Source organism: Streptomyces sp. NPDC002232, from assembly GCF_042890295.1.
Taxonomy (GTDB): Bacteria; Actinomycetota; Actinomycetes; order Streptomycetales; family Streptomycetaceae; genus Streptomyces.
In genome coordinates this window covers 445,355-461,174 of the sequence record NZ_JBIARV010000007.1, presented here as the reverse complement: position 1 = coordinate 461,174, position 15,820 = coordinate 445,355, and the positions used below count along the sequence as shown (strand labels likewise).

The 15,820-nt window shown below is 75.0% G+C and carries 12 protein-coding genes; 4 read left to right on the top strand and 8 right to left on the bottom strand.

What is annotated here, in order from left to right:
- Window positions 1-30 precede the first annotated feature (30 nt).
- The 3 genes from ACFYXU_RS33800 (at window position 31) to ACFYXU_RS33790 (ending at window position 2,661) form a co-directional block, all read left to right on the top strand.
- The gene (locus ACFYXU_RS33800; protein WP_389461425.1) at window positions 31-936 is read left to right on the top strand and encodes a M15 family metallopeptidase; all 906 of its coding nucleotides are present in this window, start codon (window positions 31-33) and stop codon (window positions 934-936) included.
- Window positions 937-1,012: 76 nt separating this feature from the next.
- Complete coding sequence (locus ACFYXU_RS33795) at window positions 1,013-1,477, top strand: zinc ribbon domain-containing protein (protein WP_329854557.1); 465 nt, start codon at window positions 1,013-1,015, stop codon at window positions 1,475-1,477.
- Entirely contained in the window at window positions 1,474-2,661 is a 1,188-nt protein-coding gene (locus ACFYXU_RS33790; RefSeq protein ID WP_376517202.1) for a lipid-transfer protein, read from the top strand. The genes ACFYXU_RS33795 and ACFYXU_RS33790 overlap by 4 nt, the downstream gene beginning before the upstream one ends.
- A gap of 115 nt (window positions 2,662-2,776) precedes the next feature.
- Here the strand turns inward: ACFYXU_RS33790 and ACFYXU_RS33785 are convergent, their stop codons facing one another.
- From ACFYXU_RS33785 to ACFYXU_RS33770, 4 genes are read right to left on the bottom strand one after another with little or no spacing between them, the layout of a single operon-like run.
- The gene (locus ACFYXU_RS33785; protein ID WP_361405344.1) at window positions 2,777-3,382 is read right to left on the bottom strand and encodes an ATP/GTP-binding protein; all 606 of its coding nucleotides are present in this window, start codon (window positions 3,380-3,382) and stop codon (window positions 2,777-2,779) included.
- A complete protein-coding gene (locus ACFYXU_RS33780) occupies window positions 3,363-3,788 on the bottom strand; it encodes a DUF742 domain-containing protein (protein ID WP_329854561.1) in 426 nt (141 codons plus the stop codon). The genes ACFYXU_RS33785 and ACFYXU_RS33780 overlap by 20 nt, the downstream gene beginning before the upstream one ends.
- Before the next feature lie 10 nt (window positions 3,789-3,798).
- Window positions 3,799-4,248 carry a roadblock/LC7 domain-containing protein gene (locus tag ACFYXU_RS33775; RefSeq protein ID WP_389461422.1) on the bottom strand — a complete coding sequence of 150 codons (450 nt, stop codon included), beginning with the start codon at window positions 4,246-4,248 and terminating at the stop codon, window positions 3,799-3,801.
- On the bottom strand, window positions 4,245-7,055 hold the full coding sequence (locus tag ACFYXU_RS33770) for a nitrate- and nitrite sensing domain-containing protein (protein WP_389461420.1): 2,811 nt from the start codon (window positions 7,053-7,055) through the stop codon (window positions 4,245-4,247). The genes ACFYXU_RS33775 and ACFYXU_RS33770 overlap by 4 nt, the downstream gene beginning before the upstream one ends.
- A 447-nt stretch (window positions 7,056-7,502) precedes the next feature.
- Between ACFYXU_RS33770 and ACFYXU_RS33765 the strand changes: the two genes are divergently transcribed.
- On the top strand, window positions 7,503-7,871 hold the full coding sequence (locus tag ACFYXU_RS33765) for a hypothetical protein (RefSeq protein WP_329854565.1): 369 nt from the start codon (window positions 7,503-7,505) through the stop codon (window positions 7,869-7,871).
- 73 nt (window positions 7,872-7,944) lie between these two features.
- On the opposite strand, the gene ACFYXU_RS33760 is transcribed toward ACFYXU_RS33765, so the two are convergent.
- The 4 genes from ACFYXU_RS33760 to ACFYXU_RS33745 form a co-directional block, all read right to left on the bottom strand.
- Window positions 7,945-12,642, bottom strand: coding sequence for a hypothetical protein (locus ACFYXU_RS33760; protein ID WP_389461418.1), 4,698 nt, complete (start codon window positions 12,640-12,642; stop codon window positions 7,945-7,947).
- An 88-nt stretch (window positions 12,643-12,730) separates the two neighbouring features.
- Complete coding sequence (locus tag ACFYXU_RS33755; RefSeq protein ID WP_376516441.1) at window positions 12,731-13,627, bottom strand: hypothetical protein; 897 nt, start codon at window positions 13,625-13,627, stop codon at window positions 12,731-12,733.
- Window positions 13,624-14,226: a hypothetical protein gene (locus tag ACFYXU_RS33750; RefSeq protein WP_389461416.1), complete on the bottom strand. Its 603-nt coding sequence runs from the start codon at window positions 14,224-14,226 to the stop codon at window positions 13,624-13,626. The genes ACFYXU_RS33755 and ACFYXU_RS33750 overlap by 4 nt, the downstream gene beginning before the upstream one ends.
- The gene (locus tag ACFYXU_RS33745; RefSeq protein ID WP_376516445.1) at window positions 14,223-15,767 is read right to left on the bottom strand and encodes a hypothetical protein; all 1,545 of its coding nucleotides are present in this window, start codon (window positions 15,765-15,767) and stop codon (window positions 14,223-14,225) included. Before ACFYXU_RS33745 ends, ACFYXU_RS33750 begins: the two co-directional genes overlap by 4 nt.
- Window positions 15,768-15,820: the final 53 nt, after the last annotated feature.

The following is a 15,820-nucleotide window of genomic DNA, read 5'->3' as shown; positions in this document are numbered from 1 at the left end:
CGCGCTGCCGGAACTGGTAGACGGGGGCGCATGACTGGACTCGCCTCCGCCCTCCGTACCCTCGCCGTCACGGCCTCGGCCGGGCTCCTCGCCGTCAGCGCTGCCGTCGTCGCACCCGCTCCCCCGGCCTCGGCCACGCCGGCTCCCGGGGCCGCGCACCCGGTCGGGGGCGCGCTCGCACTCGACGCCCTGCTCCCCGCCCGGGGCACGCCCGAGCCGGAGCGGGAGCCCGTGGCTCCCCGGGAGTTCGTGGCCCTGAGCTCCGTGGACCGGACGATCCTCCAGGAGATGCGGTACACGACCGCGCACAACTTCGTCGGCGAGCCGGTCGACGGCTACCGGCAGCCGCTGTGCATCCTGACCCGCCCCGCGGCCGAGGCGCTGCACCGCGCGCAGCTGCGGCTGCTCGCGCGGGGGTACACGCTGAAGGTGTACGACTGCTACCGGCCGCAGCGGGCCGTGGACCACTTCGTGCGCTGGGCGAAGGACCTGCGGGACGAGCGGATGAAGGAGGAGTTCTATCCGCTCGTCGACAAGTCGAGGCTGTTCGCGGACGGTTACATCGCGGAGAAGTCCGGGCACAGCCGCGGTTCGACCGTGGACCTGACGGTGGTGCGGCTGCCGGCCGTCCCCACGCGCGCGTACGTGCCGGGTGAGGAGCTCGTGGAGTGCTGGGCCCCGAAGAGGGAGCGCTTTCCGGACAACTCGGTGGACATGGGGACCGGGTACGACTGCTTCGACACCCGCGCGCACACCGACGACCCCCGGATCCGGGGCGCCCAGCGGGCCAACCGGCAACTGCTGAAGGGGGCGCTCGCCGCGCAGGGGTTCGTGAACCTGCCGGAGGAGTGGTGGCACTTCACGCTCGCGGCGGAGCCGTTCCCGGACACCTTCTTCGACTTCCCGGTGGCGCGCCGTTCCGTGGCCGGGCGCTGAGCCCTTCTCAGCACCGGCCTCGCGTGGCAGACTTCCCGCACACTTCTGACGGAGCGTCAGCTCAGGGGAGGTCCCGATGGCACGGACGCGCAGACCCGTGGTGGCCGGCTGGTTCACCGACGACACCGTGCCGGAGGCGGAGTTCCGGCTGCTCGGCACCCGCTGCACGGCCTGCGCGTCGGTGTTCTTCCCGCGCGAGGACGAGTGGTGCCGCAATCCGGGCTGTCCGGGGGGCGGCGAGCTGGCCGAGGTCCCGCTCTCGCCGCGCGGCCGCGTCTGGTCGTACACCGACGCCCGGTACCGCCCGCCCGCGCCGTACGTCTCCGACCCGGACGCGCCCTGGGAGCCGTACACCCTGGTCGCGGTCGAGCTGGCGGCGGAGGCGATGGTGGTCCTCGGCCAGGCGGCACCCGGCGTGTCCACGGCCGACCTCGCCGTCGGGACGGAGGTCGAGGTGGTGCCGGGCGTCCTCGACGAGGACGGCCGGCACACCTGGACCACCTGGAACTGGCGGCCGGTGACACCGGAGGAGCGGTCATGAACGACGTCGCCGTCCTCGGGGCCGGAATGCACCCCTGGGGCAAGTGGGGCCGGAGCTTCGTCTCGTACGGGACGGCCGCCGCCCGCGCCGCGCTCGCGGACGCCGGCCTGGACTGGTCCGACGTCGGCTCCGTCGTCGGCGCCGACACCATGCGCTGCGGCTATCCGGGGTACGTGGCCGGGGCGACCTTCGCGCAGGCGCTCGGCTGGCAGGGGGCCCGCGTCACCAGCGTGTACGCCGCCTGTGCCTCGGGCGCCCAGGCCGTCGGGACGGCGCGCGCCCAGATCCTGGCGGGCCTCGCGGACGTGGTCCTGGTCGTCGGCGCGGACGCGACGCCGAAGGGCTTCCTCGCGCCGGCCGGCGGCGAGCGGCCCGGGGATCCGGACTGGCTGCGGTTCCGGGTGCTCGGGGCGACCAACCCCGCGTACTTCGCGCTCTACGCCCGCCGCAGGATGGCGCTGTACGGCGACACCCCCGAGGACTTCGCCCAGGTGAAGGTGAAGAACGCGGCGGCGGGCGCGCTCAATCCGCTGGCCCGCTACCGCGCGCGCGTGACGCCCGAGGAGGTCGCGGCCTCGCCCGTGGTCGCCGATCCGCTGCGGCTCCTCGACATCTGCGCCACCTCCGACGGGGGCGCCGCGCTCGTCCTGTCCAGCATGGACTTCGCACGCCGGCACGGGCGCCCCGATCCGGTCCGGGTCAGGGCCGTGTCGACCGTCTCCCCCACCTACCCCAAGGCGGTCCTCGACCTGCCCGACATCGCGACCGACTCGGCCGCGGCGCTGCCGCCCGCCCCGCACTCCTTCCGCGCCTCGATCGCCCGCGCCGCCTACGAGGAGGCGGGGATCGGGCCCGAGGACCTGTCCCTGGCGGAGGTGTACGACCTGTCCACCGCCCTGGAGCTGGAGTGGTACGAGGACATCGGGCTCTGCCCGCCGGGTGAGGGGGCCAAGCTGGTGCGGGACGGCGCGACGGCCCTCGGCGGGCGGCTCCCGGTCAACACCAGCGGCGGCCTCGGCTCCTTCGGGGAGGCGGTGCCCGCGCAGGCCATCGCCCAGGTCTGCGAGCTCACCTGGCAGCTGCGCGGCACGGCGGGCGACCGGCAGGTGCCGGGGGCGCGGGTCGGGATCACCGCGAACCAGGGGCTGTTCGGGCACGGTTCGGCGGTGGTGGCGGTGCGCTGACCTCCCCCGCGCACCCGCCGCCTGGTGTCGCCCCGCCACGTGACCGGCCGGTCAGGTGAGCGCCCCGTCAGGTAGCCGCTCCGTCAGGTGATCGCCCCGCCACGTGGTCGCCCCGTCAGGTCGTGACCGCCGTCGGGGTCCGGTCCGCGAGGACGAGGGCGTGCTGGACCACCGCGACCAGGACGTCCTTCACGGACTCGCGGTCCCGGGCGTCGCACATCAGGAGCTCCACCTCGGGGTCGAGGTCGAGCGCGCCGCGCACGCTCTCCGCGGGGAAGCGCCGGGCCCCCTCGAAGCAGTTGACGGCCACCGTGAAGGGGATGCCCCGCCGCTCGAAGTAGTCGATGGCGGCGAAGCTGTCCTCCAGGCGGCGGGTGTCCGCGAGGACGATCGCGCCCAGGGCTCCCTGGGCCAGCTCGTCCCACAGGAACCAGAAGCGGTCCTGTCCCGGGGTGCCGAAGAGGTAGAGGACGAGGTCCTCGCGCAGCGTGATCCGGCCGAAGTCCATCGCGACCGTGGTGGTCGTCTTGGTCTCGACGCCGTGCAGGTCGTCGACGGGCCGCCCCGCCTCGCTGAGGATCTCCTCGGTCCGCAGCGGCCTGATCTCGCTGACCGCGCCCACCAGAGTCGTCTTGCCGACCCCGAACCCGCCCGCGACGAGGATCTTCAGGGTCACCGGCTCGACGTAGGGCTTCTTGCGGCTAGAGCGCCCGAAGGCCATTGATCACCTCGCGAAGGATGCTCACGTCCGGCAGCTCGGCCGGCGGAACGGGGCGGGTCACATGGACGAGTTCGTCCTCGACGAGATCACCGACGAGGACCCGGACCACCCCGACGGGGAGGTCGAGTCCGGCGGCGAGCTCGGCGATCGACTGGGGCTGCTCGGAGCAGCGCTCGACGATCTCCACGTGTTCCGGGGAGAGCGTCTGGTCCCGGCCGGGGTCGTCGGCGGCGGGCTCGGGGACGACGACGGCGATCAGGTCGAGCCGGTGGCGGGTGGCGGCGCTCGTCCGGCCGCGGGTCATCGCGTACGGACGGACCACCGGCCCGGCCTCGTCGTCGAACCAGCTGTGGTGGCCGGGGGTCAGGTCACGCTCCGGCTGGTTCCGATCGGCTTCGTCACTCATGCCGTCCCACTCATCCTCCCGAGGGCAGGCCGGACCGGGGAGCCGTCGTGAGGTGGGCCCCGACCCGCTTCACCATCAGCGTCATCTCGTAGGCGACCTGGCCGACGTCCGAGTCGGCGTCGGCGAGCACCGCCAGACAGCTGCCGTCGCCGGCGGCCGTCACGAACAGGAAGGCGTCCTCCAGCTCGACGACCGTCTGGCGGACCTTGCCCGCCTCGAAGTGGCGGCCGACGCCCTTGGCGAGGCTGTGGAAGCCGGAGGCGACCGCGGCCAGGTGCTCGCCGTCCTCGCGCGTCAGGTCCTGCGACGCGCCGGTGGGGAGTCCGTCGCTGGAGAGCACCAGGGCCTTCCGGATGGACCGGACGCGCTGGACGAGCTCGTCGAGGAGCCAGTTCAGCTCGCCGTTTCCGTTGCCGTGTCCGGAGGTCGCGCTGGGTGCTGCGGCGTTCGGTGCGGTCATCGACCGTCCCCCTCGGGTGTCGTTCCTGGTGCTGTCGGGTCGTCCGGCTCGCTGGTGTCCCGCCGTCCGCGCTGCCAGCCGCGCTGCATGGCGGCCATGCGCGCGCGTACCTCCTCGGCATCGCGTTCGAAGGAGTCCGGCCCGTCGGACGGAGCCGTGCCGGTGTCGGCGCCGGTGCCGGAGCGGCCCTCCGCCTCGCGCAGCTGGGGCGCGAGGCTGGCCTGGCGGACGCGGCGCGGCAGTCCGCCGAACGGGTCCGGGCCCTCGGAAGGCACGGGACCAGCCGCCGGCACGGAACCCTCCGGCGGTACGGGGACCAGGACGGGTCCGGCCCCGGCCGCCGTGAGCGGCGTGCGGCGGTCGTCCTGCGGGTGCGCGCGGTCCGGCTGCGGCTGGGCGCGGTCGGCCTGCGCGTGGGTGCGCCCCGGCTGCGGGTGCGCGCGCTCGGCCGGCGCGTGGGCGCCGTCCGGCCCGTCGAGGCGGCGGCCGTGGTCCACGACGAGCGTCGGCGTGCGGCGGCGCGGCAGCGGCACGGGGCCGAGGACCGGGCCCGCGGCGGGTGCGTCCTGGTCGGCGCGGCCCGCCGTGCGGTCCTGGGCCTGCTCGTGCTGCTCGCCGGCGGGCGCGAGTCCGGTCCTGCGGCGGTCGCGGGGACGGAAGAGGCCGCCGCGCTCGCTGTCGCTGTCGAGGAGGTCGGCCGACCGGTCGAGGAGGACGTCGAAGTCCTCGGTGCCGAGCGGGGCCTCCAGCTCCACGGGGCCGTCGAGCGGGCCGGGGCCCTCGGTCACGTCGGGGACCTTCGTGAGGGCGGGCCGCCGCATGGGCAGGGCGCCCTCGCCGACCGCGTCGTCGGCGCGGCCCGCGCGCTCCGGGGTGGTGCGGTCGAGCCGGAATCCGGCGCCCTGGGTCTCGGGGGCGTCGGTCAGCAGCGCGGCCGGGATGAAGACGACGGCGGTGGTCCCGCCGTACGGGGAGGTCTGGAGCGAGACCCGGACGTTCTGCCGCTGGGCGAGGCGGCTGACCACGAAGAGGCCGAGCCGGTCGGTGTCCGAGAGCTCGAACTCGGGGGTCTCCGCGAGCCTCAGGTTCGCGTCGAGCAGGGCGTCGGGGTTCATGCCGAGGCCCCGGTCGTGGATCTCCAGGGTGAAGCCGTTGGCGACCCGCTCGCCGAGCACCTGGACGGCGGTGTGCGGGGGCGAGTACACCGTGGCGTTCTCGAGGAGCTCGGCGATGAGGTGGGTGAGGTCCGCGACGGCCGGGCCGCCCACGCCGAGCCGGGGCAGCCGGCGTACCTCGATGCGCTCGTAGTCCTCGACCTCGGCGACGGCGGCGCGGACCACGTCCATGAGCTGGACGGGCTTGCGCCACTGCCGGGAGGGGGCGGCGCCGGAGAGGATGACGAGTCCCTCGGCGTGCCGGCGCATGCGGGTGGTGAGGTGGTCGAGGCGGAAGAGGTCGGCCAGCTCGTCGGTGTCCTCGGTGCGCCGTTCCATCGTGTCGAGGAGGGTCAGCTGGCGGTGGAGCAGGACCTGGTTGCGGCGGGCGAGGTTGACGAACACCTCGGAGACGCCCCGGCGCAGTTCGGACTGCTTGACCGCGGCCTCGACGGCGGCCCGCTGGAGGGTGTTGAGCGCCTGGCCGACCTGGCCGACCTCGTCCTCGCCGTAGCGCAGGTGGGGCACCTCGGTGACGACGTCGACCTGTTCGCCGGCGGCCAGGCGGCGCATGACGCTGGGCAGCCGGACGCCGGAGACCTCCTGGGCCTCCTTCTGAAGGCGGCGCAGGTCGCGGACGAGTTCGCGGCCGATGCGCAGCGAGATGACGACGGAGGCGATCAGCGCGAGGAAGCCGAGGACTCCGGCGACGCCGACCTTGAGGAGGACGCTGTACGCGGCGGGCTGGACCCGGTCCTGGTAGCGGTCGCCGGCGGCGGTGTTCTCGCGGGCCAGGTCGTCGAGGACGGGGCTCGCCTGGTCCTGCCACCGCTCGGCGGTGACGGCGCGGGGGCTGTCGGTGGGGCCCTCTTCGATGACCGCGTTCTCGGCGGTGCGCAGCGGCTGGGTGTCGGGGCTGCGCCAGTACTTCTCGAAGTGCTCGCGCTCGGCGGAGGGCAGGAGTTCGAGGTTGACCTCGTAGAACTGCTTCCGGTTGGCGACGAGGTCGGATATCGCGCGGATCTCCTCGACGGTGACGCGGTCCGCGACGAGCGCGGAGAGGACGAGGGCGTCCTCGCGGGAGAGCAGCTCCCGCGCGCGCGTGATGCCGACGAGGGCGCGGCCCTGCTTGTCCATCTCCACGTTCTCCAGGGCGTGGAGGGTGACGAGGAAGCTGTAGCAGGGGTCGACGAGCCGGTTGTAGAAGTCGAGGGCCTGCATGCGGCCGATGTCGCGCTTCTCCACCGAGCGCCGCAGCGAGGCGAGGCCGTCGAGGGCGTCGAGGAGGGAGGTGAGCCGCTGGGCGGTGACGGGGCGCATCTCCTCGCGGACGCCGGGGTCGGCGGCGTTGGCGCGGATGCGGGCGATCTGCCGGTCGGTGGCGCGCCGGGTCTCCCGCAGGGAGGTCAGGGCGTTGGAGCCGCGGGGGTCGGCGAGGTAGATGAGCGACTGGCGGCGTTCGATCTGGATGACCCGGGCGGTGTCCTCCAGGGGGTAGCCGACCTTGTCGACGATGTAGCCGACGTCGAGGAGCTGGTCGGCCTCACGGCCCGTCAGGACGGTGGCGAACCCCCACAGTCCGGTGAGGGAGACGAGCGGTACGAGCAGCAACGCCACGATCTTCCTGCGGATGGACTTCCCGCGAAAGCGCATGGCCTCCCCCAGCTCGGCCCCCGTGCGACACGGGGGTCCCTCACGTTCGTGACGTCCGGTGTCAACACGCGGCGTCAACCTTGAATTTCAACCAACGGCGGCGCGAGCCTACTACTGCATCGCGGCCATCCCGAAGGCATGTCCGAGCTATTTTCAGCCTGTCGAGTGAGTGTTGATCATGAGATGTCCTGGTATTAAGGGAGTTGAGATGGGGCACTGTGGCGTAGGACACCTGATGGTGTGCCATTTCTCCGGCCCGCCTCCCGCCTGCGCAGATGGCTGGAACTCTTCGTTCCGCCAGGACACGTGATGTGTTCGTCCCCGCCCGGACGAAACCTTTTCCCTCTCTCGTGCGTCAATACGTACGGGGAGGCTTCTGTCCGTGTAAAGGGGCTCAAGACGGGCAGCCGACCCTGAAGTCGTTCAGTGGTGGGGAGTGACAGGACAATGGAAGACGAGACGCGGTCGGCGCGGCAGTTGTGGGTGGAGGACGAGCGGGGCCGACGGCGGATGCCGGATCCGGTCCGGAACGCCGCCGTGCGAGCGGTGATGATCACGTCGGTGACGCTCATCCAGGCCGTGGTGGCCTTCTTCAGTACGGTCGCGGGCTCGTGGCTGGCGTTCCCGGTGACCGTCACGGCGGTCGCCTCGACCGTCGTGGCCACCTGGAGCGTCCTGGACGTCTGGATCACCCGTCAGGTGTGGCGTCAGCGCAACGGCGTGGTGTCCGAGCCCAGCAGCACGGCGCGTCCCTCGATCCGGTCGCGCCGCGACGAGGAGCGGGTGGACGCGACGCCGCTGTCCGAGGCCGCCTGAGCGGAACGGCAAGGAGCGGCCCGGCCCCCTTCTGGGGGCCGGGCCGCTCGTCTTCGTACGGGTGCGGCGGGGGCTACGCCTCGCCGGCCCGGGCCGGCTCGTCCGACATGTGGCGGCGGAACATCCGGGTCGCCGTGATCTCGCCGTGGATGCTCTCCCCCTCCGAGCCGGGCTGCGGCAGGCCGGGCCGCAGGTGCTCCTCCACGCTGATGTACTTCAGCCCCGCCCGCAGGTCCGCGTCGTTGCGCAGCCGGATGACCAGCGGGAACTCGGCGAGCGCGGTCGTGTCGAACAGACCCGTCGTGTAGAGCAGCTGGACGCCCAGCGCGTCCGACACGGCCCGCTGGAGCTCCAGCAGGTACGTGGCGTTGGCGCGGCCGATCGGATTGTCCAGGAACAGCGTGCCCGCGTGCCGGTGCTTGTCGCGGCCCCGGTCGTTGGAGCGGAGGGCCGCCATCGTGCAGTACAGGGCGATGGCGGCGGTGAGCAGCTGGCCGCCGGAGAAGACGTCGCCCATCTGCCCGACGGGAACCCGCTCGGCGCGCAGCACCGCGTCCGGCTTGAGGATCTCCACCGAGACGCCCTTGGGCTCCAGGGCCGCCTGGACCCCCCGCAGGAGCAGCGACATCCCGTCGCGGCGCAGGTCGGAGTTCTTCCTCACGGCGGCGCGGGTCGCCTCGTCGACGACCTCGCCGAGCCGCTCGGCGAGCGTGGCCTGGTCGGGCTCCTCGAAGCGGATGCGGAGGAACTCCTGCCCCGACCACTCGCCGAGGCCCTCGGGGAGCCGGGAGAGCCGCTGCGCGGAGCGGAGCGTCGCGAGCGAGGACTCGACGAGACCGCGCAGCCGGTCCACGATCGAGTCCCGGTTGCGCTCCAGCTGCTCCAGCTCGTCGGTGAGGACGCGCAGCCGGGGCGCGAAGGCCTCGGCCCACTTGGCGGCGTGCTCGGGGAGCGCGGACGCCGGAAGTTCGCGGATCTGCTGGCGGGCCGGGGTGCGGACCTGCTCGTAGCGGGTGGAGTTGGCGTGCCGGACGAGGATGTCGCTCGCCTCGCGCACGGCGGCGTCGGCGCCGGACAGTTCGGCCGTGCAGGCGCGCAGCGCGCGGCGCGCCTCGGCCGCCACCGTACGGGCCTCCTCCAGGGTGCCCGGGTAGGGCTCGGCCTCCTCGCGCTCCTCGTCCGCGTGGTCGCGCAGCAGGTCCCGGAGCAGGGCGCCCGTCTCGTCGAAGCCGCCGGCGGCGTCCTCGGCGGCGCGGTGGTCCCGCAGGAGTCCGGCGTGGGCGGCGCGCGCCGCCTCCAGGGCATCGGTGCGGGTGGCGAGTTCGGTGGTGGCGGTACGGAGCAGGGCCTGGGCCCGCTCGGCGTCGGCCGGCACCAGCTCCTCGGGGAGCTCGGTGTGCGACTCACCGTCCTCGGGGGCCAGGCGCTCGGCCTCGCCGCGCAGCCGGCCGAGCTTCTCGCTGGCCTCCGAGGCGCGGGTCTCCAGCATCTGGACCAGGGCCTCGGCGCGGGCGGCGGCGGCCTGGCGGGACGGGCCGTCGGCGCCGTCGGTGGACTCCAGGAGCTGTTCGGCGCGGGTGCGGACCTTGTTGGTGAGGCGGTCGAGCTCGGCGAGGGCGGCGGACTCGTCGCTCTCGGCGCGGGCCTGCTCGGCGCGCAGGTCGGCGCCGACGCCGACCTTCTCGTACACCTGGGAGGCCGCGCGGTAGGCCTCACGAAGGGTGGGGAGCGCGGCGCGGGGCGCGTCCGGGTCCGCGTCCGGGAGGTTCTCGGGGGCGCCGGCGATCTCGGCGCGCTCGGCCCGCAGGGCGCGGGCGGTGCGGTGGGCGTCGTCGGCGGCGCGCTGGGCGGCCCGGCGGTCCTCGTCGGCGGCGCGGGCGCGCTCCAGACAGGTCGTGGCGCGGGCCTCGGACTCGGCGGCGTCGTCGGCGAGTTCGCGGAGCTTGGCCTGCCAGGCGGACCGCTCGCGCAGTCGGAACGCCAGCCCGGCGAGGGCGTCGGCGACGCGGCGGGCGCGCTGGGCGGCCTCCTGGCGCTCGTCGCGCAGCCGCGCGGCCTCGGCGGCGGTCTCGTCGGCCTCGGTGCGGGCCGCGCGGGCCGCCTCCAGGGTGGCGGCGGCGGCTTCGGCGGTCTCGCGGGCGGTCGTCGCGACGGAGGAGAGCTCCGCGAGCATCCCGAACGGGCAGTCGGCGCGCCAGGCGCCGATCCGGGACGCCAGGGCGCGGTCGGCGGAGAGGCGGGCCGCGAGGCCGCGGATCTCCTCGTCGCGGGCGGTGGCACGGGCGCGGAGCGCCTGCCGCTCCTCGTCGGCGGCGTGCTCGTCGTGCATGGCCGGGTTCGGCGGGACGAGGAAGACCCCGCCGTCCGCCACGGCGTCCTGGGCGGGCACGGGCGCGAGGAGGGCGGCGGCGGTGCCGACGGCGACGGCGGAGCGGGGCAGCAGGGCGGCGGTGCCGAGGACCTCGCGGGCGCGTCCGTACGAGACGGGGTCGGTGATCACGACGCCGTCGACGAGCTCGGGGCGGCCGGCGAGGACCCGGGCGTGGTCGGCGGGGTCCACGGACTGGGCGAGGTAGCGCCAGCCGGGCAGGGCGGGGATGCCGTGCTCGCCGAGGTACTCGACGGTGGCGAGGACGTCCGGGCCGGGCGGCAGCAGACCGCCGTCGCCGAGGGCGCCGAGGATGCGGGAGTCGTCGGCGGCGGCGGTGCGCAGGTCGAAGAGCTGGCGCTCGGCCGAGGCGACGGCCTGGTCGAGCAGGCCACGCAGCTCGTCGGCGTACCGGTCGAACTCGGTGACGGTGAGCGTTCCCTGGTGCTCCGGACCGGGTGCCGCCTCCTCCTCGGGCTCGGTGTCCGGGGCGGCGGCGGCGCGCTGGCCCGGGAGCGGGGAGCCGGAGGAGGGCAGGCCCGGGCGCGGGGAGCCGGTCGAGGGCAGGCTGAGGAGCTCGGCGAGGCGCTCCTCGGCGGCGAGGGCCTCGGCGGCGCGGCGCTCCGCGTCGTAGGCGTTCCCCGCCGCCTCGGCGGCGTCCGCGGCGCGGGCGGCGGCGAGTTCGGCGCGGGACTCGGCGCCGGCGGCCTCACGGGCGCGGTCGGCGGCGGTGCGGGCGGCCTCGCGGGCCGTGTCCCAGGCGGCGACCGTCGTCTTCTCGGCGTCGCTCGCGGCGAGCGCGGCGCGGGCCGGGTCGGCGTCGGGGGCGGTGTCGTCGAGCCAGCCGGCCCGGACGGCCTCGGCGGTCTCCTGCTCGACCTCGGCGAGCCGCTGGCGCAGGTGGCCGGCCTCGCTGCGGGCCCGCTGGGCCTCGGTGGCGGCGGTGGTGGCGTCGCGGTGCGCGGTCTCGCTCATGTCCTGGAGGGCGGTGGAGCGCTCCTCCTCCTCGGCGGCGTGGCGCTCGCCCTCCTCGGCGGCGGAGGCGAGGGCCCGTACGAGGTCGGCGGCGGCCAGGGCGCGGGCGGCCAGGGCGGGGGCGGCGTCGCGCTCGGCCTCGCGGATGGCGGCGGCCACGCGCGCGGAGCGGTCGCCCGCGGCGCGGTGGCGCAGCACCGCCTCGGCCGCCTGCCAGGCGGAGTGCAGCGTGCGGGCCTCGGTGAGTTCGCGGCGCTGGGCGGCGGCGCCCTTCTCGGCGGCGGTGAGAGCCAGGGAGGCGTGCCGGTAGGCGAGTTCGGCGGCGATGAGGGAGCTGCGGCCCCGGGCGGTCTCGGCCTCGGCGACGGCGTGCCCGGCCGAGGTGACCTGCTGGGCGAGTTCGGCGGCGCGGCCCCGCTCCTCGGCGGCGCGGGCGGAGAGCCGGCGGGCGAGGCCGCGGGTGCGGCGCTCGGCGTCGGTGTGGACCTCGCGCGCGCGGGCGCGCGTCCCGGCGGCCTCGACGATGCGGCCGAGGAGGTCGACGGAGCCGGCGGTGAAGTCGCGTTCGGCGGTCAGTTCGGCGCGGCGGCCGAGCTTGTTGCCGAAGCCACCGACGAGGTCGGCGAGGCCGTCGGTGTCACGCGTGTCGGTGACGGCGCGCAGCAGCAGGTCGGTGAAGTCGGAGTCCTTCTTGACCGCGAAGAGGCCGGCGGCCTCGCCCTCGTCGGCGTTCATCTCGCGCTGGTAGCGGAAGAGTTCGGGGTCGAGGCCGAGGTCGCCGAGGTGCTCGTTCCAGCGGTCGTGGATCTCCTCCCAGACCACCTCCAGGTGCGGGTAGGCCTTTCCGGCCTCGGTGAGCGCGTCGCGGAAGCCCTTCATGGTGCGGCGGCGGCCGGTCGCGCCGGAGGCGCCCTCGACGGACAGGCGGACGGAGGTCGCCTCGGCGACGGGGAGGTTGTCCAGGCTGAGGCCGGGGCCGGGGCGGAAGGAGTACCAGGCCTCGGCGAACTTCCGCGGGTCGTTGGAGACCTGGCGGCCTCGCCACTCGCTGGCCTTGCCGACGACGACGAGTTCGCCGGTGAGGGTGTGCTGCCACTCCAGGGCGACGTGGCCGCAGTCGTCGGCGAGGAGGAACTTGCGCAGCACACCCGAGCTGGCGCCGCCGAGGGTGTTGCGGTGGCCGGGGAGCATCACCGAGAAGATCAGCTTGAGGAGGACGGACTTGCCGCCGCCGTTCTCCAGGAAGAGCACGCCCGCGGGGGCCGGGCGGCGCGGCGGGCCGACCGGCTCGTCCTCGAAGAACTCCGCCTGGGTCGGGGCGGGACGGGGCACGGGCGCGCCGACTCCGCGCAGGTCCAGGACGGTGTCGGCGTAGCGCGCGCCGGCGGGACCGATGGAGTAGAGGCGGACCCGGGACAGCTCGTACATGGCGAGGGACTCTCGTGCTCTCGTGCTCGTCGTGCTCAGGAAGGGCGGTGGTGCGGGGGCGTCACGCGCGCGTGGTCACGCGGGGCGGTCACGCATGGAACGGCAGGCCCGCGTCGGCGGCGAGTTCCAGGTCGTCGCCCTCCGGCGGCGGGAGGAGGGTGGCGGAGCCGTCGCTGACGGGCACGACACCGAGTTCGAGGAGCTCGGCCATCGCGGCGGAACCGGCCATGTCACGGACCTGGAGCTGATAGCGCGCGGTGGTGCGGTACGAGCCGCCGCCCTCGTCGCCGGTCCGCTGGAGGAATCCGGAGTCGGTGAGGAACGCGGCCGCCTTGCCGACGATACCGGTGGTGGATCCGGCGAGGCGGCGGGCGTCCTTGGTGGCTCCGGTGGCGCTGCGGCGGGCGTAGGTCCGCCAGGCGGCCTCCAGGCCGGGGGCGTCGGAGGCCGGGTCGGTGTTCTCGCCCTGCTCCTCGGCGCGCTGCTCCAGCCGCAGGCAGGCCTGGCGCACGAAGGCGTCGACGCCGTTGACGGTGAGCCGGCCGATGTACGCGTCGTCGGCGAGGTCCTCGGGCCGGGGGAAGGCCATGGCGGCGAGGGCGAGGTGGGCGAGGCCGTGCAGGAACCGGTCGGCGGAGTCCGTGGAGGCGCGGCGGGCGTAGTCGCCCATGCGGACGGCGAAGACGGAGTCCTCGCCCGCGGTCACGGCCATGCCGGCGCGCGGGGACACCTCCAGGACGACGAGGCCGAGGCCGGTGGCGACGGCGTCCGCGAGGCGCGCGAAGGCGGGGTCCTCGCGGTAGCGGCGCAGCAGCTCGGTGTACTCGGCGTCGCGGGCGGGGAGCAGCTTGGGCTGGAGGCCGAAGGAGACGAGCCGGGCCGCGTCGGCCGCGTCGGCGGGGGTGACGGCGGTGGAGGGGGCCGGGGGCTGCGGGGGCTCCAGCTCGCTCCACGCGTCGGTGTGCTCGGCGTGGGTTTCGCTCACGGCTGGGGCTCCTCGGTACGGCTCTCGGTCGGTACGGCGCGGGGTGCGGGTCGGGACAGGGGCAGCGGGACCGGGGTGACGGCCGCGGGTGCGGCGGCGGGGCCGGGGCGGTCGGCGGGGACGGGCGGCCCGTCGGTGAGCCGCACGGCGCGCACGGCGGGGAGGTCCCGGCGCCGGGCGGGCGGGACGCGGGACGGCTCGGGGATCGCCACGGTCCCCAACCGGGGCCGTCCGGCGGCCGCGGGGGCGGGCTCGTCGAGGTCCTGGGCGTCCTCGATCGCGTCGGTCTCCTCGGCCTCCCCGGTCGCGTCGGCTTCCTTGATCGAGTCCGTCGCGTCGGCTTCCTCCGCCGCGTCCGTCGCGTCCGTCGTGTCGGCCTCCTCGACCGCCTCGGTCGCGTCCGTGTCATCCGCTTGCGGGGCCGGGTCCGGTACGGACTCGGCGGGGGCGGGCCCGGCGGTGAGCAGCACCGAGGCGTGCTCGACGGTCGGCGGCACGAGGGCGGCGGCGGGCGCGGCGGCGTCGGCGGGCACGGAGGCGTCGGCCTGCGGCTCGGCCTGCGCCGGTGCGGCGGCGGGTGCCGGGGGGACGAGGGTCACGAGGCCTCCGAGCGGTCCGCGGCCATGCCCGCCGCGTCGAGCAGCGCCGTACCGACGATGAGGTCGGCGCCGCCGAACTCGGGGTCGTCGAGCGGGGTGCCGTCGTCGACGGCGAAGAGCAGGCGCTCCTCGCCCTGCCGGTAGGCGGTGCCGACCGGTGGGCTGGCCGCGTGCACGGCGAGGAGCGCGACCAGGTACGGCAGGTCCGCGTCGAGGTCGCGGGCCTCGGCGAGCAGTCCGGAGAGCCGGCGCGGGGCGTCGTGCTCCAGGTCGAGCAGGCGCATGGCGCTCGCGAGCTGCTCCTCGCTGAAGCGGGAGTCGTCGGGGGTGGCGATGAGGTCCGGCTCGGGCATCTCCGCGCCGAGGTGCTCGCGCTCGACGGGCGGGGTGAGGAGCAGGTCGACGAGGTCGCCGAGGCGGACGGAGGCGGGGGTGCGCAGTCCCGTACCACGGGCGAAGAAGGCGTCGGTGACGCGGGTGGCCTGCTCGACGGGGAGCGTCAGGACGGGGGCGACGAGCTGCCCGTACAGATCGAGTCCGGTGTACGCGGTGGGGGCGGCGAAGGCCTGGCGGTCCTGCTCGGCGCGGAAGAGCGGTCCGGCCTCCAGGAGGCGGGACTGGAGCTGGGTGTGGCGCCGGATGCAGTCCTTGACTATGTCGACGAGCTCGGCGGCGCGGCGCTTGTGCTCCGCGGTCTTCGCGTCGGACGTGGCCTCGGCCTCGTCGCGGGCCTTGCGGATGTTGGTGAGGATCGCGTTCTCGTGGCGGTAGCGGTCGGCGACGTGGTCGAGCGCCTCGGCGATCATGTCGGGGACCGTCTGGAGCCAGTCGACGGCCCGGACGTTGCGCCGGGTGGCCTCCAGGGTCTTGCGGAGGGTCTCGGCGTACTGCACGGTCCGGTAGCGGGCCTGCTCGGCGGCGAGCTGGGCGTCGGCGAGCCTGCCGCGGTTGATCAGCACCTCCAGCTTCACCTCGGCGGCGATCTGGGCGCTGGTGACGTCGGTGTCGAGGGCTCCGACGAGGACGTTGACGGCTTCGTCGGTGGTGCGGAGGTAGACGCCGCCGCCGAACCCGGGGACCTCTTCGATGAGCTTGAAGTCGTAGTCCCTGCGGACGTAGACGCCGTCGGTGCCGAAGGTGCCGTAGACGGCGCGGAAGCCCCGGTCGACGCTGCCGACGTTGATCAGGTTCTCCAGGACCCAGCGGGCCACGCGCTCGTGCTCGGCGGCGGGCCGGGTGGGGGCCTGGGCGGCGACGCGGGGCAGCAGGCGGGCGACGATCTGCTCGTGGTCGGCGCCGGTGTCGAAGTCCATGTTCAGCGTGATGAGGTCGATCGCGGCGAGGGCCACCTCGGCCATCGCGTAGACCGTGTACTCGCCGGCCAGGTTCGCCTTGCGGGCGTCGAGGTCGTGCAGCGGTGCGGTGCACGCGAGCGCGCGGAGGCGCCGCGCGAGCCCTTCGTCGGCGGCCGGGCCCTGCGCGGGGCGCGGCCCCGCGCTGAGCTGGGGCGGAGCGAGGTCCGTCGAGGCAGGCGAAGTCACGGTGGACAGATTAGGTCCTCACCATGACAACGGTCGAAACGGCGCAGATGCGA

Bases quoted from the DNA above. Each gene is read 5' to 3' on its own strand.
- ACFYXU_RS33800 (WP_389461425.1), top strand. From the start codon at position 31: ATGACTGGACTCGCCTCCGCCCTCCGTACCCTCGCCGTCACGGCCTCG.
- ACFYXU_RS33795 (WP_329854557.1), top strand. From the start codon at position 1,013: ATGGCACGGACGCGCAGACCCGTGGTGGCCGGCTGGTTCACCGACGAC.
- ACFYXU_RS33790 (WP_376517202.1), top strand. From the start codon at position 1,474: ATGAACGACGTCGCCGTCCTCGGGGCCGGAATGCACCCCTGGGGCAAG.
- ACFYXU_RS33785 (WP_361405344.1), bottom strand. From the start codon at position 3,382: ATGGCCTTCGGGCGCTCTAGCCGCAAGAAGCCCTACGTCGAGCCGGTG.
- ACFYXU_RS33780 (WP_329854561.1), bottom strand. From the start codon at position 3,788: ATGAGTGACGAAGCCGATCGGAACCAGCCGGAGCGTGACCTGACCCCC.
- ACFYXU_RS33775 (WP_389461422.1), bottom strand. From the start codon at position 4,248: ATGACCGCACCGAACGCCGCAGCACCCAGCGCGACCTCCGGACACGGC.
- ACFYXU_RS33770 (WP_389461420.1), bottom strand. From the start codon at position 7,055: ATGCGCTTTCGCGGGAAGTCCATCCGCAGGAAGATCGTGGCGTTGCTG.
- ACFYXU_RS33765 (WP_329854565.1), top strand. From the start codon at position 7,503: ATGGAAGACGAGACGCGGTCGGCGCGGCAGTTGTGGGTGGAGGACGAG.
- ACFYXU_RS33760 (WP_389461418.1), bottom strand. From the start codon at position 12,642: ATGTACGAGCTGTCCCGGGTCCGCCTCTACTCCATCGGTCCCGCCGGC.